Origin of the sequence: Sphingomonas sp. NPDC092440 (assembly GCF_044754985.1) — a bacterium.
Lineage (GTDB): Bacteria > Pseudomonadota > Alphaproteobacteria > Sphingomonadales > Sphingomonadaceae > Sphingomonas.
This window is the reverse complement of record NZ_JBIVQA010000007.1, coordinates 196,588-218,987: the sequence shown is the minus strand read 5'-3', so window position 1 is coordinate 218,987 and position 22,400 is coordinate 196,588. Positions and strand designations below refer to the sequence as shown.

General features: G+C 68.8%; 19 protein-coding genes and 2 tRNA genes. 9 read left to right on the top strand and 12 right to left on the bottom strand.

What is annotated here, in order from left to right; all coding sequences use genetic code 11:
* Nucleotides 1-59: 59 nt before the first annotated feature.
* The 3 genes from ACIQCS_RS13950 to ACIQCS_RS13940 are packed head-to-tail and all read left to right on the top strand — an operon-like array spanning nt 60 to nt 861.
* Nucleotides 60-302, top strand: coding sequence for a hypothetical protein (locus tag ACIQCS_RS13950; protein ID WP_345851576.1), 243 nt, complete (start codon nt 60-62; stop codon nt 300-302).
* Complete coding sequence (locus ACIQCS_RS13945) at nt 299-604, top strand: hypothetical protein (protein WP_345851577.1); 306 nt, start codon at nt 299-301, stop codon at nt 602-604. Before ACIQCS_RS13950 ends, ACIQCS_RS13945 begins: the two co-directional genes overlap by 4 nt.
* Nucleotides 535-861: a hypothetical protein gene (locus tag ACIQCS_RS13940; RefSeq protein WP_345851578.1), complete on the top strand. Its 327-nt coding sequence runs from the start codon at nt 535-537 to the stop codon at nt 859-861. The genes ACIQCS_RS13945 and ACIQCS_RS13940 overlap by 70 nt, the downstream gene beginning before the upstream one ends.
* A 54-nt stretch (nt 862-915) precedes the next feature.
* Here ACIQCS_RS13940 and ACIQCS_RS13935 read toward each other — a convergent pair whose 3' ends face one another.
* The 11 genes from ACIQCS_RS13935 to ACIQCS_RS13885 form a co-directional block, all read right to left on the bottom strand.
* Nucleotides 916-2,262 carry an ATP-binding protein gene (locus tag ACIQCS_RS13935; RefSeq protein WP_345851579.1) on the bottom strand — a complete coding sequence of 449 codons (1,347 nt, stop codon included), beginning with the start codon at nt 2,260-2,262 and terminating at the stop codon, nt 916-918.
* Nucleotides 2,259-2,939, bottom strand: a complete 681-nt coding sequence (locus ACIQCS_RS13930; RefSeq protein ID WP_345851580.1) for a response regulator transcription factor — start codon at nt 2,937-2,939, stop codon at nt 2,259-2,261. The genes ACIQCS_RS13935 and ACIQCS_RS13930 overlap by 4 nt, the downstream gene beginning before the upstream one ends.
* A gap of 14 nt (nt 2,940-2,953) precedes the next feature.
* The gene (locus ACIQCS_RS13925; protein WP_345851581.1) at nt 2,954-4,381 is read right to left on the bottom strand and encodes an efflux transporter outer membrane subunit; all 1,428 of its coding nucleotides are present in this window, start codon (nt 4,379-4,381) and stop codon (nt 2,954-2,956) included.
* Complete coding sequence (locus tag ACIQCS_RS13920) at nt 4,378-7,494, bottom strand: efflux RND transporter permease subunit (RefSeq protein WP_345851582.1); 3,117 nt, start codon at nt 7,492-7,494, stop codon at nt 4,378-4,380. Before ACIQCS_RS13920 ends, ACIQCS_RS13925 begins: the two co-directional genes overlap by 4 nt.
* A 10-nt stretch (nt 7,495-7,504) precedes the next feature.
* Nucleotides 7,505-8,584, bottom strand: a complete 1,080-nt coding sequence (locus ACIQCS_RS13915) for an efflux RND transporter periplasmic adaptor subunit (RefSeq protein ID WP_345851583.1) — start codon at nt 8,582-8,584, stop codon at nt 7,505-7,507.
* A gap of 134 nt (nt 8,585-8,718) precedes the next feature.
* Nucleotides 8,719-9,654 (bottom strand): hypothetical protein, encoded by a 936-nt coding sequence (locus ACIQCS_RS13910; RefSeq protein WP_345851584.1) that lies wholly within the window; start codon nt 9,652-9,654, stop codon nt 8,719-8,721.
* Nucleotides 9,630-10,790, bottom strand: a complete 1,161-nt coding sequence (locus ACIQCS_RS13905) for a glycosyltransferase (protein ID WP_345851585.1) — start codon at nt 10,788-10,790, stop codon at nt 9,630-9,632. The genes ACIQCS_RS13910 and ACIQCS_RS13905 overlap by 25 nt, the downstream gene beginning before the upstream one ends.
* On the bottom strand, nt 10,778-11,548 hold the full coding sequence (locus tag ACIQCS_RS13900) for a polysaccharide deacetylase family protein (RefSeq protein WP_345851586.1): 771 nt from the start codon (nt 11,546-11,548) through the stop codon (nt 10,778-10,780). The genes ACIQCS_RS13905 and ACIQCS_RS13900 overlap by 13 nt, the downstream gene beginning before the upstream one ends.
* 54 nt (nt 11,549-11,602) lie before the next feature.
* Nucleotides 11,603-13,948, bottom strand: coding sequence for a TonB-dependent receptor (locus tag ACIQCS_RS13895; protein ID WP_345851588.1), 2,346 nt, complete (start codon nt 13,946-13,948; stop codon nt 11,603-11,605).
* The gene (locus ACIQCS_RS13890) at nt 13,908-14,840 is read right to left on the bottom strand and encodes a FecR domain-containing protein (RefSeq protein WP_345851589.1); all 933 of its coding nucleotides are present in this window, start codon (nt 14,838-14,840) and stop codon (nt 13,908-13,910) included. The genes ACIQCS_RS13895 and ACIQCS_RS13890 overlap by 41 nt, the downstream gene beginning before the upstream one ends.
* Nucleotides 14,841-14,914: 74 nt before the next feature.
* Entirely contained in the window at nt 14,915-15,502 is a 588-nt protein-coding gene (locus ACIQCS_RS13885; protein ID WP_345851591.1) for an RNA polymerase sigma factor, read from the bottom strand.
* A gap of 132 nt (nt 15,503-15,634) precedes the next feature.
* On the opposite strand from ACIQCS_RS13885, the gene ACIQCS_RS13880 reads away from it, so the two are divergent.
* Nucleotides 15,635-16,801, top strand: coding sequence for a glycosyltransferase (locus ACIQCS_RS13880; protein WP_345851592.1), 1,167 nt, complete (start codon nt 15,635-15,637; stop codon nt 16,799-16,801).
* Between the two features lie 15 nt (nt 16,802-16,816).
* Here the strand turns inward: ACIQCS_RS13880 and rtcR are convergent, their stop codons facing one another.
* On the bottom strand, nt 16,817-18,412 hold the full coding sequence (rtcR, locus tag ACIQCS_RS13875; protein WP_345851594.1) for an RNA repair transcriptional activator RtcR: 1,596 nt from the start codon (nt 18,410-18,412) through the stop codon (nt 16,817-16,819).
* 261 nt (nt 18,413-18,673) lie between these two features.
* On the opposite strand from rtcR, the gene ACIQCS_RS13870 reads away from it, so the two are divergent.
* From ACIQCS_RS13870 to ACIQCS_RS13850, 5 genes are all read left to right on the top strand, one after another.
* Nucleotides 18,674-18,751 (top strand) — tRNA-Pro (locus ACIQCS_RS13870).
* 17 nt (nt 18,752-18,768) lie between these two features.
* Entirely contained in the window at nt 18,769-20,319 is a 1,551-nt protein-coding gene (locus ACIQCS_RS13865) for an RNA-binding protein (RefSeq protein WP_345851597.1), read from the top strand.
* Nucleotides 20,320-20,328: 9 nt separating this feature from the next.
* Nucleotides 20,329-20,441: transfer RNA gene (locus tag ACIQCS_RS13860), tRNA-OTHER, on the top strand.
* A gap of 345 nt (nt 20,442-20,786) precedes the next feature.
* Nucleotides 20,787-22,013 (top strand): RtcB family protein, encoded by a 1,227-nt coding sequence (locus ACIQCS_RS13855; protein ID WP_401531151.1) that lies wholly within the window; start codon nt 20,787-20,789, stop codon nt 22,011-22,013.
* A 126-nt stretch (nt 22,014-22,139) separates the two neighbouring features.
* Nucleotides 22,140-22,382 carry a CPCC family cysteine-rich protein gene (locus ACIQCS_RS13850; protein WP_401531149.1) on the top strand — a complete coding sequence of 81 codons (243 nt, stop codon included), beginning with the start codon at nt 22,140-22,142 and terminating at the stop codon, nt 22,380-22,382.
* The last annotated feature ends 18 nt before the right edge of the window (nt 22,383-22,400 follow it).

Genomic DNA, 22,400 nt, shown 5'->3' with positions numbered 1-22,400 from the left:
ACCGTTTTTTGTTCAGTCTTTCTTCAGCGTCGATTGCACTTCTATGAAAGAGGGGAATCATGGCTGAAGCGGATATTGGCGGAGCGCGCTACGAAATCGGCGCGGTCATTTCGCGCGCATTCGAAACCATCGGGTCTAATTTCCTGCTATTCTGCGGGCTTGCGCTGGTACTGGCGGGGACGCCCCAGTTCGTGCTGGGATATTGGCAGGCGAGCAATTTCACCCTGCAGGGCGCCTCGGCGAGCTCCAGCATGTTCTACAGCGGCTCCTATTGGGGCATGATGGGCCTTATTGGGGCATGATGGGCCTCACCTGGCTGGTCTCGATCGTCACCGGGGCGATCCTCCAGGCCGGGCTCACCCGCGCGACGGTGATGCACCTGTCGGGCGAGACGCCGCAGTTCGGCCAGCTGCTCGCCGTCGGGATCAGCATGATCCTGCCGATGATCGCGATCGGCCTGCTCGCCGGCGTCGGCGTGATTATCGGCTTCATGCTGCTGATCGTACCGGGGTCATCCTGTGGCTGGTATGGGCGGTGGTCACGCCGGCCTATGTCCAGGAGAAGATCGGGATCCTCGATGCGTTCAGCCGCAGCGCGGCGCTGACCAGCGGCGCGCGCTGGCGCATCTTTCTGACGATGCTCATCGTCCTCGTCCTGCTCTGGGTGCTCAGCATCCCGGTGAGCTTCCTCACCGCGGCGATGGAGGCGATCGGCAATGCCTTCCTGACCGCTTTGGTCGGTGCTGCGACAAGCGCGCTCGCCAGCATGGTCATGGTGGCGGTGCAGGCGAGCATCTATGTCGAGCTGCGTCAGCTCAAGGAGGGCATCGCGCCTTCCGATCTCGAGGCGATCTTCGCCTGAGGCGAGAGGCGGCGGCGCCGCGCAGGGCCGCCGCCTTCTCCCGATCGGGCCGGCTCAGCCGCCGAAGCGGATGACGATCCGCAGGCCGGGGGCCGCGTCGGACAATTCCATCGTCGCGAAATGCGCGCGGGCAATGGCTGCCGCCAGGCTCAGCCCGAGGCCGTGCCCCGGGGTCGAGCGGCTGTGCTCCAGCCGGACGAAGCGCTGGAGGACGCGCGCGCGCTCCGCGGGCGGAACGCCCGGCCCGGTGTCGGCGACGACGAGGCGCACGGCATCCGCCCGTCGCTGCACGCCAATCGCGATCCGCGTGCCGGCAGGCGTGTGCCGGAGCGCGTTCTCGACCAGGTTCGCGCACATCTGCGCGAGCAGGTGCCGGTCGCCCTCGACGATTGCCTCTCCCTCGATATCCAGTGCGATTTCGTGCCCGGTCGCCTCTGCGCTCGCGCGAAAGGCGTCGGCAACCCGCTCGGCCACTTCCGACAGGTCGACCGGCCGGAACCCCTCGCGAACCTGATAGGTCTCTACTTCGGAAATCCGCAGCATGGCCGTGAAGATGTTCAGTATCTCCTCGCTGGAATCCGCGGCGCGGCGGATGGCGTCACGGCATGCGTCCGCGTCGAGATCGGCGTCGAGCGCGGCTTCGAGGATCTGCTGCTGGCGCGCGAGCGGCGTCCGCAGGTCATGCGCGATGTCGGTGGTGACCTGTTGCAGATTCTCGAGCAGCGCGCCGATGCGATCGAGCATGCGGTTGAGCGTTTCGGCCAGCCTGTCGAATTCGTTCGGAACCTCGTCGCGGTCGACGCGGCGGCTCAGATCGCCGTCGATGATCGCCTCCGCCGTCGCATGGATGCGCCCGAGGCGGCGTCGGACCACGAAACCGAGGCCCCAGGCGCAGGTGGCGCCGATCAGCAGCATCGCGCCGAACGCCGCGGAGAAGATCATGAGGATCGAGCGGTCGATCTCGTCGATCGGCGTGCGGTCCGCCGCCACCACCAGCACATAGCCGTCGCGCAGCGGCGTCGCGAGGGCCTGGGCAATGTTCGCGCGCTCGCGGGCGTCATGGAAGGGCAGCAGCTCGTGCCAGCCGGGACGCGGCAGCGCCGCGTCGAACTTGCCCGCGATCTTGGTGCCGGAACCGGTGAAGAGCATATAGCCCAGCCCGTTCGTGTTGTGGCCGTCCTCGCGCCGTGCGATGGCGGTCCGGAGCGCATGGATCCCGTCCTGTTCGGCGACGGTCTTCAGGCTGCTGGTCTCGGCGGCGATGCGGTGGTCGAGCTGTTGCTCCAGCGCCTCGTGCGACACGAAATAGACGATCCCGCCAAGCAGGATGGTGGCGATGCAGAGCGTGAGGCTGGCGAGCGCGGCGAGCCCGAAGGTGGAGCGGGGCAAATGCAGCTTCATTCGGTGCGGATCGTGTAGCCGGCGCCCCGCACGGTCAGGATCGCGTCGGTGTCGAACCCGGCGTTGAGCTTCGCGCGCAACCGGCTGATATGGGTCTCGACGATGTTGGTGCGGGGATCGAAATCGAACTCCCAGACCCGTTCAAGCAGCATCGTCTTCGTCATGATCCGGTCGGAATTGCGCATCAGCTCCTCGAGCATCAGCACTTCGCGCGGCTGGAGATCGATCGGAATTCCGCCGCGCGTCACGCGCCGCCGCCGCAGATCGAGCTCGAGATCGCGGACCCGCAGCATGGTTTCGGCAGGTGCGGCGGAGGCCGCGGGGCGGCGGATCAGCACGTTGAGCCGGGCGCGCAGCTCCGAAAAGGCGAAGGGCTTGACGAGATAGTCGTCGGCGCCGCTCTCCAGCCCCTCGACCCGCTCCGCGATCTTGGCCATTGCGGTAAGGAGCAGGACCGGCGTCGCGATCCCGCCGGCCCGGATCATCCTGAGGATCGCCAGGCCGTCGATCCCCGGGAGCATCCGGTCGAGTATGATCGCGTCGAACTGCTGCTGCGTCGCATGGAACAGCGCATCCGGGCCGTTTGCGACGACAGTGACGTTCATCCCGGATTCCGCCAGTCCCTTGGCGAGGTAATCGGCGGTTTCGCGGTCGTCTTCGGCGATCAGGATCTTCATGGCGACGTGCGACTCTATCTGCTGCCGACGGGAAGCGCTTCCCCCCTAGTGGATGCCGCGCCCGGCTGTGAACCCCAGCCGCCGCCCAGCGCCCGGAACAGGGCGACCTGGGTGAGCGCGATCCTGAGGTCCGACGCGACCAGCAGCGCCCCGGTATCGTTGCGCGTGCGCTCGGCATCGACGACCTGCAGATAGCTGTCGGCGCCCAGGCGGAAGCGCGCTCCGGCGCGAGCCACGACCTTCTCGGATGCCGCGAGCGCGCCGCGCAACTCGGCGTTGCGCAGCTTCTCCGCCTGATAGTCCGCAAGCGCGGTCTCGACCTCCCGCAGGGCGCGCAGCACCGCGACGTCCCAGCCGGCCAGGGCCGCCGCCTGGATTCCCCGGGCCGCGGCGATCCTGGCGCGCGCGGCGCTCTGGTTGGGAAAGGCCCAGCTGATCAGCGGGGTCAGGAAGCCGGTGAAATCGCCGCCGAGCAGGCCGGCTGACCCGCCAAGCTGGAAACGCGGATAGAGATCGGCGGTGGCGACGCCGATCCGCGCGGTCGCGGCGGCGAGCTTGCGCTCGGCCTCGCGAATGTCCGGGCGCCGAACCAGCAGGGCGTTGCCGTCGCCCACCGGCAGGGCGTGGCGCGCGATCGGCGCAGCCATGCAAGGCAGCGCAAGGCGGAGCGCCTCCCTTGGGGGCAGGCCCTGGAGCGTGGCGAGCTGGAACAGCGCGCGTGCTCGGTCCGCGTCGAATGCCGGCAACGCGGCGCGGGCGCGGTCGAGCAGGGTCCTGGACTGGGCGAGCTCGAGGGGGGAGACTTCGCCCGCGTCAAGCTGACGGGCGATCAGGTCGTAGCTCCGCTGCTGCGCCGTGAGCTGCGCCTCGGCGACCCGCTTGCCGGCGGCGGCGCCACAGGCGGCCGCATAGGCCGCTGCGGTATCGGCGGCGACGGCGACGCGCACCGTGTCGCGTGCGGCCTCGCTTGCCTCAAGGTCGGCGCGGGCGGCTTGGGTGGTTGCGCGCAGCCGGCCGAACAGATCGACTTCATAGGCAATGGTCGCAGCCAGGTCGTAGCTGGATTTCGGAACGGCGCTGGTGCTCGGTTGCCGTTGCGCCGGGCTCGGGCCCGCGCCGCTTTCGAGCATGGCGTTCGGAAGCTGGGCTGCCTGGGCGCCGCGTGTCGCGGCACGGGCCGCTTCGAGATTGGCGAGCGCCACGCGGATATCGGCATTGGCAGCCAGCGCGCGCCCGACATGCGCGTCGAGCGCCGGATCGTCGAACAGCCGCCACCAGTCGTCGGGCACCGGGGCCGCAGCGATTCCCGCCTCCGAAGCGCCGAGGAACGGCCCCTGCGCGGAAGGCGGCGCGGCGGGAGCGACGTGCCGGGGCCCGACCGCGCAGCCCGCCGTCAGTGCGAGCGCGCCGGCCAGGGCGACCTGCGGGAAACGGATGTTCATGCCGGTACGACCTTTCCTTCGGCCGCCATGCCCTGTTCCTCGCGAGGCTTGCGGTCCTCGCGGCCGAAGCGGCCGTAGAGCGAAGGCATCAGCAGCAGGTTGAGCGCGGTCGAGCTGACCAGGCCGCCCAGGATGACGAGCGCCATCGGATGCTCGATCTCGTGCCCCGGGGCGTCTCCGCGCACGACCAGCGGCAGCAGCGCCAGCGCCGCGCAGGTAGCGGTCATCAGGATCGGCACCAGCCGCTCCTCCGCGCCGCGCAGCAGCAGTTCGGGACCCCAGGCCTCGCCTTCCTCATGCTGGAGATGGCGATAATGGCTGACCAGCATGATGCCGTTGCGCGCGGAGATTCCGAGCACCGTGACGAACCCGACCAGCGAGCCGAGCGAGAGGACGCCGCCCGACAGCAGCACCGCGACCACGCCGCCCACCAGGGCAAAGGGCAGGCTGATGCCCACCAGCGCCGTCACTCGCAGCGAGCGAAATTCGAGCCAGACGAGCAAGAGGATGCCGAGCAGGCAGAGCGCCCCCAACGTCGCCAGCTGCCGCCGCGATTTCTGCAGCGCTTCGAACTCGCCGATCACTTCGGGATGATAGCCGGTGCCGAAGGCGAAGCCGTTCACTTTCGCCTGCACTGCCCGGGCGACCGCGCCCAGGTCCGATCCCGACACGTTCATGGTAACGTCGATGCGGCGCGAGCCGTTCTCGCGCTTGATCTCGTTCGCCGCGGGCATGACCATCACGTCGGCGACCTGCGACAGCCGCACCGCGGTGCCGCCGGGCAGCTGAATCAGCGCATCGCGGATCGATTGCACGTCCGCCCGCGCCGTGGGAACGCCCCATACCACTACGTCGGTCGAGCGATTGCCTTCGTAGAGCTCGCCCGCCTTGCTGCCCTGGATCAGGGTCGCGGCGGTGCGCCGGACATCGCCGGTGGTCAGGCCATAGGTGGCCAGGTCGGCGGGGCGCGGCCGCACCTGGATCTGCGGGATCGCGGTCTGCATCTCCACCTTCAGCTCGCTGGTGCCCGGAATGCCCTCCAACTCCTGCTTGAGCCGGTCGGCGGTCTGGCGGAGCGTCGCGATGTCGGGTCCGTAGACGCGGACGACGATGCTGGCGCCGGCGCCGCTCAGCACTTCCTTGATGCGTTCGCGCAGATAGGTGAGCACGTCGCGATACAGGCCGGGATAGCCGTCGATCACTTCCTGGATCTTGCGGACCGAGCCGTCATAATCGGCCTTCTCGTCCAGGCTGATCCACAGCTCGGTGAAATTGGGGCCATAGACTTCGTCGCCGGCCTCGGCGCGGCCGATATGCGCGCCGAAATTGCGCACGCCGGGGATCGCGCGCAGTTCCTTCGAGGCGCGGACGGTGATCCGCTCCATCGCTTCCACCGAAGTGCCGGGCTTCTCGACGAAGTGCATCAGGAAGTCGGTCTCGCGGAAATTGGGGAGGAACTGGTCCTTGAGGCCGGCATAGCCGATCCCCGCGAGCAGCAGCCCGCCCGCGACGACGCCGATGGCTCCGCCTGGCCGCGCGATGATGACAGGCAGGAAGCGGCGATAGGCGGACTTCAGGCGAGCGACCAGGCGTGTCTCCTTGTGGACCTGGGTGCCGTTTGGCAGCAGCATCAGGCAGAGCGCCGGGGTGACGGTGAGCGCGACCAGCAGCGAGCAGCCGATCGCGAGGACATAGGCGGTGGCCAGCGGGCGGAAGAAGGTTCCCGACACGCCGTCGAGGAAGAAGATCGGCAGGAACACCAGCATGACGATCAGGCTGGCGAACACCACCGCGGTCCGCACCTCGAGCGAGGCGGCGAGTACCACCGCGAACGGCGAGCGGGGCGATCCGGCCTCGCGATTGAGGCGCAGCCTTCGTCCGATATTCTCGACATCGATGATCGCGTCGTCGACGATCTCGCCCAGCGCGATCACCAGGCCGGCGATTACCATGGTATTGATGCTCATCCCCGATTTGGCGAGGACGAGCGCGGCGCCGAGCAGCGAGAGGGGGATCGCGGTCAGGCTGATGGCCGCCGAGCGCCAGTCGCGCGTGAATAGCACAAGCACCGCCGCGACGAGGATGCAGCCGATCCACAGCGCTTCGGTGAGGTTTCCGATCGAGCGCTCGATGAAGGTGGCCGGGCGGAAGATCGTCGAGTCGATCTCGACGTCCTTGAGCCCGGGCCGCAGCTCCTTCAGCGCCGCCTCGACGCCCCGCGTCACCGCAAGCGTGTTGCCGCCTTGCTGCTTCTCGACGATCAGCAGGATGCCGGAGCCGTCGTTGACGATCGCGCTGCCGATCGGCGCGGCATGGCCCTCGATCACGGTCGCGATGTCACGCAGCCGGACCGGGGCGGTGCCGGCGAGCCGGACCACCGTGTTGCCGAGATCCTCGGCATTGGCGATTGGCGAGAGGTGGCGCACGGCAAGGCGCTGATTGGGCGTGTCGACGAACCCGCCGCCGAGCGTCACCGCGGCATCGCCCGCGGCCTTCTGCACTTCGGCCATCGTCACGCCCATCTGCTGCAGGCGGTTCGAATCGACCAGCACCTGAAGCTGGCGGTCCCGCTGCCCCCAGACCGCGACATTGGCGACGCCCGGAACACCCATCAGCTTGGGCCGGATCGTCCAGCGCACCAGTTCCGAAAGCTGGATCTGGCTGAGCCGGGAGGACGTGATGCCGATCTTCATCGCGCGGCTCGTGGCCGAAAGCGGCGGCAGCATCACCGGGGGGCGGACGTTCGCGGGAAGGCGCGGGGCGGCGACCGCGATACGTTCCTGCACGAGCTGGCGGGCGCGGACGATGTCGGTGCCCTCCTGGAAGATCAGTTGCACCGAGGACAGGCCGAGCACCGATTTCGAGCGCAGCGTCCCCAGGCCCGGCGTGCCGTTCACCGCGAACTCGAGCGGGGTGGTGACGAGCGCCTCGACCTCCTCGGTCGACAGCCCCGGGGCCTCGGTCTGCACTTCGACCATGGGCGGCGCGAATTCGGGGAACACGTCGAGCGGCACGTCCCGGCCGGCGCGGATGCCGAAAAAGACCAGGACGAGCGCCAGCGCGATGACGAGCACGCGCTGCCGGAGCGCGGCGGTGATGAGCCAGTTCAGCATGGCCGGGCCCTCACTTCGCGCCGAATTCGGTGCCGAACAGCTCGGCGGCACCGGCGGTCACGGCCTGGTCGCCGGGCTTGAGGCCCATGGCGAGCATGGCCCTGCCGCCGCGGATTCCGGCAAGCTGGACGCGCCGGCGCTCGAAGGTGCGCGGGGCGGTTCGAACATAGACCCATTCGCCGCCATAGGCATCGTGCAGGATCGCGGATGCGGCGATGCTGAGGCCGGGCACGGCATCGCCCGCCGCGGGCAGCTCGACGGCGACGCGCTGGCCGACGCCGAGCGCGCGGGTGTTCGGGATCGCGTAATAGAGATCGATGCTGCCTGCGGTGACGTTGGAAGAGGGCGGCGCGGCCACCGGACGCCCCGACAGGGTTCCGGCCATTCCACCCAGCGGCCGGATCATGGCGGGCGCGCCGCGATCGACGCGGGTCAGGTCGGCCGCGAGCACCGGCACGCGCACCCACAGGATGTTCTGGCGCCCGAGCGAGGCGACCGGCGCGCCGAGCAGGTGGCGCTGGGCGCGGGCGGCCCCCAGGTCGGCCCGGGCGACCGCGGCGGCGGCGAGTGCATCGTCGCGCGCCTTGATGCTTCCGGCCTCTTCCCGGACCAGGGCTTCGGCACGTTGCGCATTGACCTGCGCCACGCGCGCCTGTGCCGCGGCGCGGGCGATATCGCCATCGGCGCGCGCCTGATTGGCGGCGAGCGTCATCAGATCGGTCGTGGCGGTTATCGGGACGCCTCCGCTCGCAGCGGGGGGAACGACCACCTCGCCGTGCGTCGTCACCCGGTCCTGCGCCTGGTCGGGGGAGGCGGCTGCAACGGCAATGCCCAGCCGGCGCTCCGCCTCGGGCGTGAGCGTTATCCGCATGAGCTCGGATTCATGCGCTACAGGGTCGACCTTCGCCGGCTTGATGGCACCCTGGGGAGCGCCGGGGCCACCACAGGCGGAGAGGGCCAGCAGGGCCGGGCACGACGCGAAGCCGTGCAGGGTGATCCGCAGCATGCCGCCGCGCCGCCGGAAATGGCGGAATCGCGCAAGGCATCTCCGCCCACCGGCCGGCGCCTGGAGCGCGAGTTCGAGAAGCATCCGCAACCCTCCACATGGAATCCGTGGGCGCGGTCTAGCGGGCGGCAGCTTCGCGGATTTCCGCCGGAACTATACGAGATGCGAAGGTTGTCACGGGCGCGGAGCATTGCTCCGGCCGGGCGATCGAACGGGCTTCAGGCCGAAGTCCGGGCAGCGGGCAGGAACGTCGCGATCGACGTGATCGCCCCCACGGCGAGATGAGTGACCAGCGTCAGCGCCGCGACCAGCATGGTGGCGGCCGCGAGGCCGGATCCCGGCCCGAGCAGCGCGAGGACCAGCGGCGCCAGCAGCGCGTCGCGGGCCGGCACCAGCGGCAGGCGATGGACCATCATGCGCAGCGTCGCCACCGCGATGAGGATCATCGGCGAAAGGCCGGGGAGCAGCAGCTTCCAGAGCAAGGCCGTGAATATCAGGCCCAGCACGATCCGAAGGCTGTGCAGGCCGAACGTGACGATCAGATCGCGCCGTGAAAGCGTGAGCAGCGAGACGAAGCGCCGCATCACCAATATCCCGAGCGAAGAGAGAATGATGACGGCCACGGATGCGGCGAAGCTGTTGAGCAGCGTGCCGCCGGCAACCGCGTAGAGCAGCGGGGCATTGATCGCCATCATCGCCAGCGTGGCGAGATTGCCGGCCAGCGCGGAAAGGACGGCGACGTCGCGCAGCGTGCCGAAGGCGGAGCCCTTGAGCGGCTGATGCTGCCGCGCCCAGAGATAGAATTGCGCGTCGCCCGAATAGCCGAAGACGATCTCGTTCGCGACCTGCTTGCGGAACAGGGCCGGCAGGGCATCCGCGCGCAGCTTCCATAGCCGGCGGAGGATCAGCCACTCCATCGCGGGCCCCAGCGCATAGAAGAGCGCGAAGCACAGCCAGAACCACGGGTTGGCCGGCGCCGAGGCGAAGCGCGAGGTATCGATGCCGCCGAGCTGCACCAGGACGGCGAGCAGGATGGCCGTGGAAAGGCCCAGCCCTGCAAGCGTCAGCAACCACTCGCGGATCGGCTGTGTGGGAGGAAACAGCAGCGCCGCCTGATCGGCGCGCGCGTTCATCGGGCTGGCGGAACTGGCCATGCGAACTCGTCGATTTGGGATGGTGCGGAGGTCGTGTGCGCCTCGCCGCGTGCCGCGGCGACGAAGGTGTCGAGATAGATTCCGGCGGATTGTTCGATCGTGAAGCGGCGGACATGCTCCTGCCGGCTGGCATGCGGCGCCGGTGCCGACGCCGCATCCGCGTTCGCGATCGCCGCCGCAAGCGCGGCTTCGTCGCGGGCCACGATCATCCCATAACGGCCGTCGCCGAGCACGCTGCGCACGCCGGCGCCGCTGTCGGTCGAGATCACCGAGAGCCCGGTGGCGAGCGCCTCGATCAGGACAGCGGGGACTCCTTCGTAGCGGGAAGAGAGCAGCAGGGTGTCGAAGCCCGACAGCCGCGACGCGGCGTCGGATACATGGCCGACGAAATCGACGCGTTCCGTGATGTCGAGCGCGGCGGCGAGCGCCTCCAGCGCCGGACGGTCGGGGCCGTCCCCATAGATCGTCAGCGTCTCGCCTTCGCGCGCGCCGCGCGCAAAGGCGCGCAGCATCAACGGATAGTCCTTTTGCGGAGCCAGGCGGCCGACCGCCACGAAACGGCGGGGCACGTCCGCGCGGCGCGGATCCGGCGCGCGGATCCGGGCTTCCTCGATCGCGGGGTCGTGCACCACCCGGAACGATGTCCGCATGCCGGTGGGCAGGTCCTTGGCGATCGCTTCGTCCATGATCACCCAGGTCCAAGCGAAACGCGCCTGCACGCCCAGCCAGAACCGCCAGAGGAAGCGCGCCGTCGGCGGCAGGTCGCGGCGGACCAGGTCGTTGCTGATCTTGACGACGATCGCCGGGCAGCGCTTGCCGAAGCGCAGTTTCATTGCGGCGGCGACGATGGTGTAGGTGCTCCCGGAGACGAACAGCACGTCGGGGCGGGTCCGGCGGATCTCCGCGGGCAGCCGCGCGATCATCCAGGGCGTCTCCCACCAGGCAGTGCCGATCGGTGGCTGGGACGGAGCGGTATAGGCCAGGGCATCGGCCAGTTCGGCGCGCAGCGCGCCTTCCTCACGGCCCAGGAAGAGCGGTGCCTCCACGCCCATCGCGCGCCAGTGCCGGACGAGCCGCAGTGCGACCCGCTCCACACCGCCCGGTTCGAAGCTGTGCAGAAAGGTCAGGACACGCACGCATGGTCTCCGACCAAGTCGCGATACTGGCTGGGGACATGGGTCCGTGCGATCTTCGCGACGGTCCGGCGGATGCTCGAGAGCGTCGCGGGCACGGTCACGTCGCCCGGATGCACGCCGATGCGCACGACTCGGGGCAGCGGGATCGTCCGGGCGACGCTCGCGACGGCGAGCGACGACAGCATGCGCGCGCGAGTCCGCGTCGCCCAGGTGATCACGGGGGACTTGAGGAATATGCGCCCGGTGTCCGGCGCCCAGACGCGCATATGGTCTTCGGCGAGCGGGATGCCGAGCGCCTTCATGGCGCTGTGTGCGCCATCGCCATAGAGCCAGGCCGGGGCGATGAAGCCGGCGATGGGGCGGCCGGTGATATCCTCGATCAGCGACCGGCCGGCCCGGATGCGGCGCTCGGCCTCCGCGGCGTCGAGGCCGAGGAACTCCCCTTCGCCCGCCGTCATCCGGCTGGCCTTCACGCGATCCTGCCAGGAGGCATGCTCGGCCTCGTCCCGATGGCTATAGCCATGGAGGAACATCTCCACCCCGTCTTCGGCCCAGCCGCGCAGGCGAGCGGCGAAGGGGGAGCCCGGCCGGATCTCCGCTTCGCGCCAGAAGTCCGGCACCACGAGCAGGGCCGGGCGCTGCACGCCCGCCGATGCGAGCTCGCCGAAGAGCCGATCGATCGCCGGCTCGTGCCGCGGCGACACGTCGTGGATCGAGGCCAGGAGCCTGCGGGGCGATGCTGTTCCGGGTCGGGTCACATGGGCAAGACGCCGCCGCTGGCCAATGCCGCAGCCATGCCGTGATTTTTTTCGTCAGAAGCTGCGCGAGAGGGAAAGCGAGAAAGTGCGTGGTCGAAGCGGCGTGTACTGGCGTTCGCTGCGGATCGAGAACGGGTTGCCATAGGCGAAGCTGTCCGCGCGCGCGTCGAGCGCATTGTCGAGGTCGAGCGCCAGGGTGAAGGGGCCGATCATCGTCGTCACGCCGATGCGGGCCAGCGCATAGTCGCCCATGCCGCGATCCAGGCCGTCGTCGAAGCTCAGCCGCGAAGCACCGACATAGTTGAGCGCGGCATAGGGCGTGACCTCATGCCCGAACAGGCGGAGGGCGCGCGCTATGGTGAAGTCGCCGGCAAGGTCGGGGACGACGGGCAGGCGGCGATCCCTGGGCAGGCGCGTACCGTCCGCCGCATTGATCAGCCGCGGGCGCTGGATGGTGAAGCCGCCGCGCAATTGCCAGCCGCCGCCCGGCCGCCAGGTCGCGCTTCCCTCCACTCCGAATATCACCGCGTCGCCGGCATTGTGCGTGGCGACCAGGCCCGCGGTCTCGAGATAGTCCGACTGGATATTGTGCCAGCCGACATGAAAACCGGCAAAGGCAAGGTCCAGCCGGCCGCCGTCGAAGCTCGCCCGTCCGCCGGCTTCGATGCTGCGGACGGAATCCCCGACATAGCGGCCGGTCCGGCTGTTGCTGGGATCGATGCCGCCCGGGCGGTATGCGGTGCCGAGCCGGACATAGAGAAGGCGATCGTCCGCGAGCTGATAGGAAAGCGAGGCGCTGGGGGTGAAGCCGATCACCGCGTGGTTCACCCTGCGCGCGTCGAGTTCTTCCTGGCGCTCGTCCTCGGTCGTGGCGCGGAACAGGCGCATGCCGATCGCCAGCTTCAAGCGCCCGGTGAGCGGATAGGCGCCGTCGGCGAACAGCGACGTCTCGGTAACGCGGCGATGCAGGACGAAGTAATCGGGTACAGTGCTGGTCGCCGTTTCCACCGTGCCCGTCGCGCGCGTCACCGCCGAGATATAGGAGACGCCCGCCGTCCAGGTGAAGGCGCTGCCGGGCGCCGAGGCCAGCCGTACTTCCTGGTCCAGGACGCGATAGGTGCGGCCGTCGCGATAGCGCAGCGCGCCGGGCACGCCCAGCTGCACGGCCGCGGTGCTGGCATCGAACACGTCATGCTGGTCCTGCCAGGCATGGCTGGTGACCGCGGTGAGCCGCAATGCGCCGATCGGACCGGCGATGATTCCCTGCGCCAGCCCGAAGGCCCCCTGGCGTGGCTCTCGCTGCGAGATATTGCGCGTCAGGTCCTCATAGTCGCGATCGACATATTGGCTGTCGGCCGTCCGGCTGAGCTGATAGGCGCCGATCAGGTCGGCGGTCCATCCGGTCGCCGGCGCGACCCGGAGCGCGGCGCGTCCGCCGGCGATGCGAGTGCGATTCACGTCCGACGGGCCGTTGGCGTCGTCGACCCAGCCGGCGTCGCTGCGCGCATAGCCCACCAGGCGCAGCGCCGCGCGGTCGCTGACGAGCGGCAGGTTGAGCATCGCCTCGGCGCTTGCGCCCACGCCGCCCGATCCTACCTTCTGCGTACCGATGGTTGCCGCAGCCGATGTGGAGCCGATCACCGGCCGGTTGGTCACGATGCGATAGACGCCGCCGAGCGCGCCGGTGCCGTAGAGCGGCCCCTGCGGGCCCTTCAGGACTTCGACCCGAGCGATGTCGGTGAGATAGAGGCCGGGCTCGGCCGCGTCATAGGTGACCCGGCCCTCGTCGATCTGAACGCTCACCGTGGACTGGCTGAAGCCGTTGAAGGGGCTGTCCGCGAGGCCACGGATGAAGGGCCTTTCGCGGCCGAGCCCGCCATTGGCCACGTTCAGCCCCTCGATGGTGCGGGCGACGTCGCTGGCGCGGGTCGCGCGGTCCCGCCGCGTGGGATCGCGTGGTACATAGACTGCTATCGCCCCGGCGATCGAGGACAGCGCCTCGGGCAGCTTTCGCGCGGTGACCACGATCTCCTCATCGAGCGTGGCGGCGCCCATGGGCTCCAACGGGGCCGGCGGCGCGGCGCGGCGCGGGGGGCGGGGGCGGACGGCGATCCGGAAGGCCCTGGGGCCGATCCGCACCGCGTGGACCGGCGTGCCCTGCAATATGCGGTCGAGCGCCTCGCGCGCGGACATGCGCCCGCGCGTCGCGCGCGTGGGTCCGGCGGGCAGGCGGACGTCATAGACGAACGACACGCCGGTCTGGGCCGAAAGCGCCTCGAGGATATCGGCAAGGTTGCCGGCGGGCAGGGAGATTGCGAAACGTTCGTCCCGCGCCTGGGCGGGCGGCGGCACCAGGACGCTAGCTGCCAGTACGATCGACCAGCCGAACCGTCTGACCATCGCTGTCCGCATGCAGCCCCGTCAATTGGGTGAGGGTGGAAACCATTGCCTGTCGGTCGCCGGGCGCGAGCACGCCCGAGAAGGAGCGCTGGGCAGCGGAGCCGGATACCGAAACGGGCTGCCCCGTGTAGCGGGCGATATCGGCGGCGACCAGTGCGAGCGGCGTCTGATCATAGACGAAACGTCCGCTCCGCCACGAAGCGATGCCCGTCATGCGTGCCGGGCGCAGCGTTACCCTGCCGGCCTGGGCGATCGCCTCCTGCCCCGCCGAGACCAGCGTTTCCGAGGTCTGCCCGGGCAATTGGAGCGCGACCTTGCCCTCCTCGACGGAGAGACTCAGCACGCCATCGGCGGAGTTGATCGCGAAGCGGGTGCCCACGTCGCGGATGCGATAGCCGTCCACCTCGACGACGACGCTGCGCGTGGGATCATGGCGGATGTTGAAGAAGGCACTGCCGCTCAACCGCATCGGCCCGCCCGCTTCGGGCTCCGAGAGTCGCGAGCCGGCGCCGAGGGTGGCGGTGACGTCATGGGCGAGCCGCACGGTGCGCGTCGCCTTGGGCGCGCTGGCGAATGCCCGCGCGACCGGCGCCTCTGGCTGCACGTCCTGGATGCCGATGCCGACGGCAAGGGTGACCGCGGCCGCGACGGCGATGCCCGAGCCGATTGCCCAGCGCGGGAAGCGGCGCATGGGCATCTCCGGCGCTCCCATGCCGGCGGAGGGGATCGGAAGCGTCGCATCGATCCGCGCGTCGAGCAGCGCGATCTCGTCATAGGCGAGGCGGTGGCGCGGATCAGCCTCCAGCCAGGTCGTGAAGCCCCGCCACTTCATGTCGTCATGCTGTTGCGCGCAATGCCAGCGCGCTGCCGCCTCGTGGATATCCTCGTTCATCGCCCGATTCCCGGCACCGGTTCGAGCCGATGCCTCCCTGTTGTCGCATAAGACGCCACCATTACGGTGGCACCTCAGTTCTCCAGCGCGCGGCGCAGATGCGCCATCGCGACGGCGATGTGCTTTTCGACGCCGCTGCGGCTGATACCCAGCCGCGCCGCCACTTCGGCATGGGGCAGCCCTTCGAGCTTGTGGAGGCGAAACGCGCGGCCCGCGCCCTCCGGCAGGTTCGCGATCGCCGCGTGCAGCGCCGCGCTGTCCTCCCGGGCGATCAGGGCATCGAGCACCCGGGGCTGCGGATCGACGCGGTCGCCGCCGATCGTCTCGGCCTGGCTATCGCTCCAGTCCTTGTCGCGCGTCTCGCGGCGGCGCGCCTCGCGGATGCGGTCGAGCACGAGATTCTGGGCGGCGCGGTAGAGATAGGCCCGGCCGTTCGCGATCGGGCCGGGCAGGGTGTCGCGCGTGCGCAGCCACAGCTCCTGGAGCAGATCCTCGGCCTCGACCGGATTGCCGGTACGCGCGACGAGGAAGCGCAGCAGTTCGCCGCGCAGTTCCTCGTAAAGCTGCGTGAGCCCGGAAGCAGGAGAATGGATCGGTCGACTCCTTCCGATCGCGGCATTTGCCCGATGTCCTCCTGCCGGGCAAGCGGGGATGGAAGACAAAAAATTTCACGGTCTACTGCGGTGCAGCGTAACCGGCGGCGTCCTTGCTCCAGTAATGGAGAAACGAGCGGAATTCATGCCTGTTCTGCGGCAATCAGGCTCTGATCGCGTCGGTGACGGAGCCGGTGCGAGATGAGGATCGTCGATGTCAGCGCCTTCTACACGCCCCTGGGCGGAGGCGTGCGGTCTTATGTCGATCGGAAGCTCGCAGCCGCGGCGGCGCTGGACCATGAGGTCATCGTGCTGGCCCCCGGCAAGCACGATGCCGTGATCCGGCGCGGCGCCGGCGCGGTATTGGAGACGCTGGCGTCCCCGCCATTTCCGCTCGATCGTCGCTATCGCTATTTCGACAACGAGAAGACCCTGCACCGCGCGCTGGATCGCTGGCGTCCCGATTTCGTCGAGGCCTCGTCGCCATGGAGCAGCGCGTCGATGGTGGCGCGCTGGGACGGCGCGGCGCCGCGCGCGCTGGTCATGCACGCCGATCCGCTGTCCGCCTATGCCTATCGCTGGTTCGGACCGGTCGCGAGCATCGAGACGATCGATCGCGGGTTCGACTTCTTCTGGCGGCACCTCCGCCGGCTGGGCGAGGCCTATGACCTGGTGGTCAGCGCCAGCGGGGAATTCGCGGCGCGGCTGAGCGCGGGCGGGATGCCCGGCGTGGTCACCATCCCGATGGGCGTCGAGCCCGGGATCTTCGCGCCCTGGCATCGGGATGCCCAATATCGTGCCGCGCTGCTCGCCGAATGCGACCTCGATCCTTCCGCGACTCTGTTGCTGGGAGTCGGCCGCCACGCGGCGGAGAAGCGCTGGGGCATGGTGATCGACGCGGCGCTTTCCGCGGGTACGCTGCACCCGATCGCGCTGCTGCTGGTGGGCGAGGGGCGGTTGCGGGGCCGGCTGGTGGCGCGTGCGGGGGGCTCCCCCCATATCCGGATTCCAGGGCCGGTCGCCGATCGGGCGGCGCTCGCGCGCCTGATGGCGAGCGCCGATGCGCTGGTCCATGGTTGCGAGGCAGAGACCTTCTGCATGGCCGCGGCCGAGGCGCGGGCGAGCGGGCTGCCGGTGATCGTGCCCGATCGCGGAGGCGCGGCCGACCATGCCGATCGCGCGCCGAGCCGGCGATACCGCGCGGGGGACGTCCAGTCGCTCCGCGACGCCATTCTCGGCTTCGTCGCGGATCGCTCCGCCATCGTGCCCCGCGCGCTGGACGAGGCGCCGCGAACGATGGACATGCATTTCGCCGAGCTGTTCCAGGCCTATGCCACGCTGCGGTCGAGGGTCAGCCGCGCGGCTTGAGCGGCGCGCTCCTGGTCACCCGGACGAAGCGCTCGCCCAGTCCAGCCCGAAGCGCGCGAGATATTTGCGCAGCCGATCGGCATCGTTCGCCGATGTCCTGCGCGCGCGCGATGCCGCGAAGAGCGTGCGCCCGGCTTCGGAGAGGGACCGGCTCTTCCGGCAGATCCGGACAGCTTCGGCAAGCTGCACCCGATCGAAGAGGTCGATGCCGGCCAGAATGTCGGGCGCGAGAATTTCCGCCAGCAGGTCCGCGCCTTCGTCGCGCTGGCCGGCCCAGAGCCGCTTCAGGCGCTGAATCTCCGCTTCGACGCACTCCATGTCGATCCGGCCCTTGGGACTGAGCGTCGCCATCCGGGTGACGCTGGCCGCGAGGTCGCGGAAATTGCCGGGCCAATGGGCATCCGGGCCGGTCGCGAACGCGACATAGCGCTGTCGCGCCTCCTTGTTGAAGCTGGCGCGGTTGCCCTCGCGCTCGGCGAAGCGATCCAGCTCATAGTCGAGATTGGGCTCGATATCCTCGCGCCGCTCGGCCAGGCCGGGCAATTGGAAGGTCCACAGGTTCAGGCGCGCATAGAGATCGTCGCGAAACCCGCCCGTGGCCACGGCCTCGCCCAGGCTGCGATTGGTGCCGGCGATCAGCTGGAACTCCGATGCCGCTTCCTTGTCCGAGCCGACGGGCAGGAAGCGCTTGTCCTCGATCGCGCGCAGGATCATCGCCTGCTCGTCCAGCCCGAGCTCGCCGATCTCGTCGAGGAACAGCATGCCCTTGTCGGCGGCGCGCAGCAGCCCGGGCCGATCGGCGACCGCCCCGGTGAAGGCGCCCTTGCGGTGGCCGAACAAGGCCGACATCGCCCCGTCGCCCTTCAGTGTCGCGCAATTCACTTCCACGAAGGTGCCGGCGATCTGGTGCTTGAGCCGCTTCAGCTCGTAGATGCGCCGCGCGAGCTGGCTCTTGCCCGCCCCGGTGGGGCCCATCAGCAGGATCGGCGCCTTGGAGCGCAGTGCCACGCGCTCGATCTCGTCGATCATCTGGTTGAAGGCGGCGTTGCGGGTCTCGATGCCGGACTTGAGGAACGACGTGCCTTCCTCGGCGGCGGCGGCGAAGCGCGTGGCGATGCTGTCATAGCGCGACAGGTCGAGGTCGATCACGTTCCACTGCCCCGCCGCGTCTCCCGACGTGCCGCGTCGCGGCTGGGTCTGGATGAGGCGGCCGGGCAGGTAGCGCGCCTCCGTCAGCAGGAAGAGGCAGATCTGCGCGACATGGGTGCCGGTGGTGATGTGGATCAGATAGTCCTCGGCATCGGGATCGAGAGGCTCGGCCCGGGCGAAGTCGAGCAACTTGCCGTACACCTGCTCGAAATCCCACGGATCGCCGAAATCGAGCAGGCGCATCTCGACGCGGGTCTCGGGGGAGACCGACGCGATGTCTTCCGCGACATATTCGGCCAGCCGGCGGTGCAGCGAGCCGTGCAGCAGGATGAAACGATCGACGCGCAGGTCCTCGTGCATGGCGAGCGCGACCGAGGGGCGCCATTTGTTCCAGCGCGACGGGCCGAACTTGCTCGCATCGAGCGTGGAGCCGAGGAATCCGATCACGGTAACGGGTTTCATGATTATCCAATAGGATAAAGTTCGATCCATTGCGATAGGATAATCGTGATGCATGTATCTGCGCCGGAATCTTCGCTTCGGCGATTCCAGAAATAAATATGTTTAATATCAACATATTATGAGTATTCTCTTTGCTCCTCGGCAAAATTGGCACGCCCGCTGCAATATAGTCGGTGCCGGACAGGGAGTTGTCGAACCTCCCAGCCCGGCAGCGGCAACGCGGGGCGGCCGGAATGGGCTGGCCGCCCCCGGGAAATTTCACAGGGCGTAGCTCAGGCTGCGCAGAGCGCCCGCCTTGGGAGCGGGAGGTCGCAGGTTCGAGTCCTGCCGCCCTGACCATGTTGAGGAGTTGGACGATGGCCAACAAGGGACTGTTCGCTTCGGCGATCGCAAGGCTGATGCCCGTGGCGGACACGGTGAACCGCGAGGCCGCGCCGGCCTATGCCTATGGGCCCGAGCACAAGCTCGCCCAGCTCGCCGCGACCGGCACGCTGGCCGACGGCTTCTACGGCGCGGCCGAGACGCAGCTGGCGGACGTGCTGGCGGCGGCCCGGGCCTGCGACCCCTGGTTCGTGGCGCAGGCTGCGGTCTATGCCCGCCGGTCCGGCGCGATGAAGGACATGCCGGCGCTGCTGGCGGCGTATCTGACGGTGGCCGATCCCGATCTCGCGATCCCGGTGTTCGACCGGGTGATCGACAATGGGCGGATGCTGCGCAACTTCGTGCAGATCCTGCGCTCGGGGCAGGTGGGGCGCACGTCGCTCGGCTCGCGGCCGAAGCGGCTGGTCCAGCGCTGGCTGGAGCAGGCGTCGATGCCGCAGCTGATGGCGGCGGCGACGGGCAGGGATCCGAGCCTGGCGGACGTGGTGCGCATGGTGCACCCCAAGCCCGCCGATGCGGCGCGGCGCGCTTTCTATGGCTGGCTGATCGGGCGTCCCCACGACGTTGCCGCGCTGCCCGCCGAGATCGCGGCGTTCGAGGCGTGGAAGGCCGATCGGTCGCTTCCGCTGCCGCCGGTGCCGTTCGAATGGCTGACCGCCTTTCCGCTGACCGCGGAAGACTGGGCGGTGCTGTCGACCCGGATCGGGTGGCAGGCGCTGCGGATGAATCTGAACACGCTGGCGCGCAACGGCGCGTTCGACGTGGCGGGAGTCACCGAGGCAGTTGCCGCAAGGCTGGCGGATGCGGATGCGATCGCGAAGGTCCGGCCGATGCCGTACCAGCTGATGGTGGCGCTGGACCAGGCCCGCAATGCCGTGCCGCTCAAGGTCCAGGCGGCGCTGGAGGACGCGCTCGAGCAGTCGCTCGGCCGCGTGCCGAAGGTGCCGGGCCGGGTGGTCGTCTGCCCCGATGTGTCGGGGTCGATGTCCTCGCCGGCTACGGGCTATCGCAAGGGCGCCGCGTCGGCGGTGCGCTGCATCGATGTCGCGGCGCTGGTCGCGGCGGCGATGCTGCGGACCAATCGCGACACCCGGGTGGTGCCGTTCGAGGAGCGTGTCGTGCAGGTGCAGCTCGATCCGCGTGCCCGTGTCGCCGTGAATGCCGCCAAGCTGGCAGCGATCGGGGGCGGCGGGACCAATGTCTCGGCACCGCTCGCGGCACTCAACGCGATGCGGGAGCATGTCGACCTGGTGGTGATCGTCTCGGACAACCAGTCCTGGGTCGATTCCGGCCGGGGCGGGGCGACCGCGACGCTGCGCGCGTGGAACGAGCTGAAGCGCCGCAACCCGGCCGCCAAGCTCGTCTGCATCGACATCCAGCCCTATGGCTCCAGCCAGGCGCCGCAGGGGCGGGCGGACATTCTCAATGTCGGGGGCTTCTCCGACGCGGTGTTCGATACCATCGCGCGCTTCGTCTCGGGCGACACGCGCGACTGGGTGGGCATCGTCAAGCAGACGGAGGTTTGAGAGAACAGGGTCGTGGCGAATGCTGGTGGGACTACATGTCACCAGAGCAAGGCCCGACGAGTAAAGCGCTTCAGTGCCCATGAGGGACTGAAGAGATGCGGGTTCGAATCCCGCCGCCGACACGTAGCTTAAGGGCCGCGTCTCACCGCCTCTCGTCGCCACGACCCGAAACATCACGGCGAATGCCGGGCAAGGACTACACAGGGTGTCGCGGGTTCGAATCCCGCTTGTCCTTCGGGGCAGTAGCTCAGCGGTTAGAGCACCGGCCCTTCGGGGCAGTCTTTCCCAAATCTCGTCGCCGTGACCGATTTTCGCTGGCGAATGCCGGTGGGACTACATGGTCAGAGCGCCCGCAGCGATGCGGGAGGTCGGCGGTCCGACTCCGCCTCCGGGCAACCGGATAGCTCAGGGAAATGTCTCGCCACTGTTCGTCGCCGGCACCATGATCGCATTTGCAGGAGGTCGCCATGACCGAGACTTTGTACGATTTCCAGCACGTCGAGGGCGGCGTGCCGATCAAGATGTGGACCCGCGGCGTGCCCGTGGAGGACGGCGCGCGCGCGCAGCTGGCGCGGGCGGCGCAGATGCCGTTCGTGTTCAAGCATGTGGCGGTGATGCCCGACGTCCATGTCGGCATCGGCGCGACTGTGGGTTCGGTGATCCCGACCAAGGGCGCGGTGATCCCCGCCGCGGTGGGCGTCGACATCGGCTGCGGCATGATGGCGGCACGCACCTCGCTGGTGGCGAGCGATCTGCCCGACAATCTGGAGGGCATACGCAGCGCGATCGAGCAGGCGGTGCCGCATGGCCGTTCGGTCGGCCGCGGCAAGCGCGACCAGGGCAGCTGGGGCGATCCGCCCGCGGCGATCGTCGAGGCCTGGGCCACGCTGGCGCAGCGCTTCGAGCGGATCACCGAGAAGTATCCGCGGCTCAAGAACACCAATCACCTGGTGCATCTGGGGACGCTGGGCACGGGCAACCACTTCATCGAGCTGTGCCTGGACCAGGAGCAGCGCGTATGGGTGATGCTCCATTCGGGATCGCGCGGCGTGGGCAACGCGATCGGCACGTTCTTCATCGAACTGGCCAAGCAGGACATGCGCAAGTGGCACATCAACCTGCCCGATCAGGACCTGGCCTATTTCCCGGAAGGGACCGATCATTTCGACGATTATGTCGAGGCGGTCGGCTGGGCGCAGGACTTCGCGGCGCTGAACCGGCGGATGATGATGGCGAACGTCGTCCGCGCGTTGCGCGGGCAGATCGCCAAGCCGTTCGATGCGGAGATGGAGGCAGTCAATTGCCACCGCAATTACGTCCAGCGCGAGAATCACTTCGGTGAGAATGTGCTGGTCACCCGCAAGGGCGCGGTCCGCGCGGCCAAGGGCGTGCTGGGGATCATCCCCGGCTCGATGGGCGCCAAGTCGTTCATCGTGCGCGGCCTGGGCAATGCGGAATCGTTCGACAGCTGCAGCCACGGCGCGGGCCGCATCATGTCCCGTACCGCGGCCAAGAAGCTGGTGACGCTCGACGAGCATATCCGCGACACCGCGGGCGTTGAGTGCCGCAAGGACGAAGGCGTGATCGATGAAACGCCGAAGGCGTACAAGCCGATCGAGGCCGTGATGGCGGCGCAGGCCGACCTGGTCGAGATCGTCCATACGCTCAAGCAGGTGGTGTGCGTGAAGGGGTGAAACGGGATCAAGCGGCATGCCGGGGGCATGCCGTCCCGTTTCACCGGCTGCGCAAGCAGCCGCGGGCAAAGCTCTCGTCGCCCGCGTTGATCGCGCACCACCATCCCTTTTCGTGGAGCTGTGCTCATGACCCTGGCGCCATGCCCTTGTTGTCGCTCACCTGCCCTGACCGATCCTGGTGGCTTCGAGATCTGCCAGATTTGTGGCTGGGAGGACGACGGCCAGGGAGATGCCGATGCCGATGTCATGCGTGGCGGCCCGAACGGCAATCTGAGCCTCGCCGAGGCTCGGCGTCGCTTCGCCAAACATGCGGCATTGGAGGCGCAGTTACGCGCCAGTCCCCGCTGGACGCGGGAAGGAAACAAATAGCTGGACCGAACAATGTCT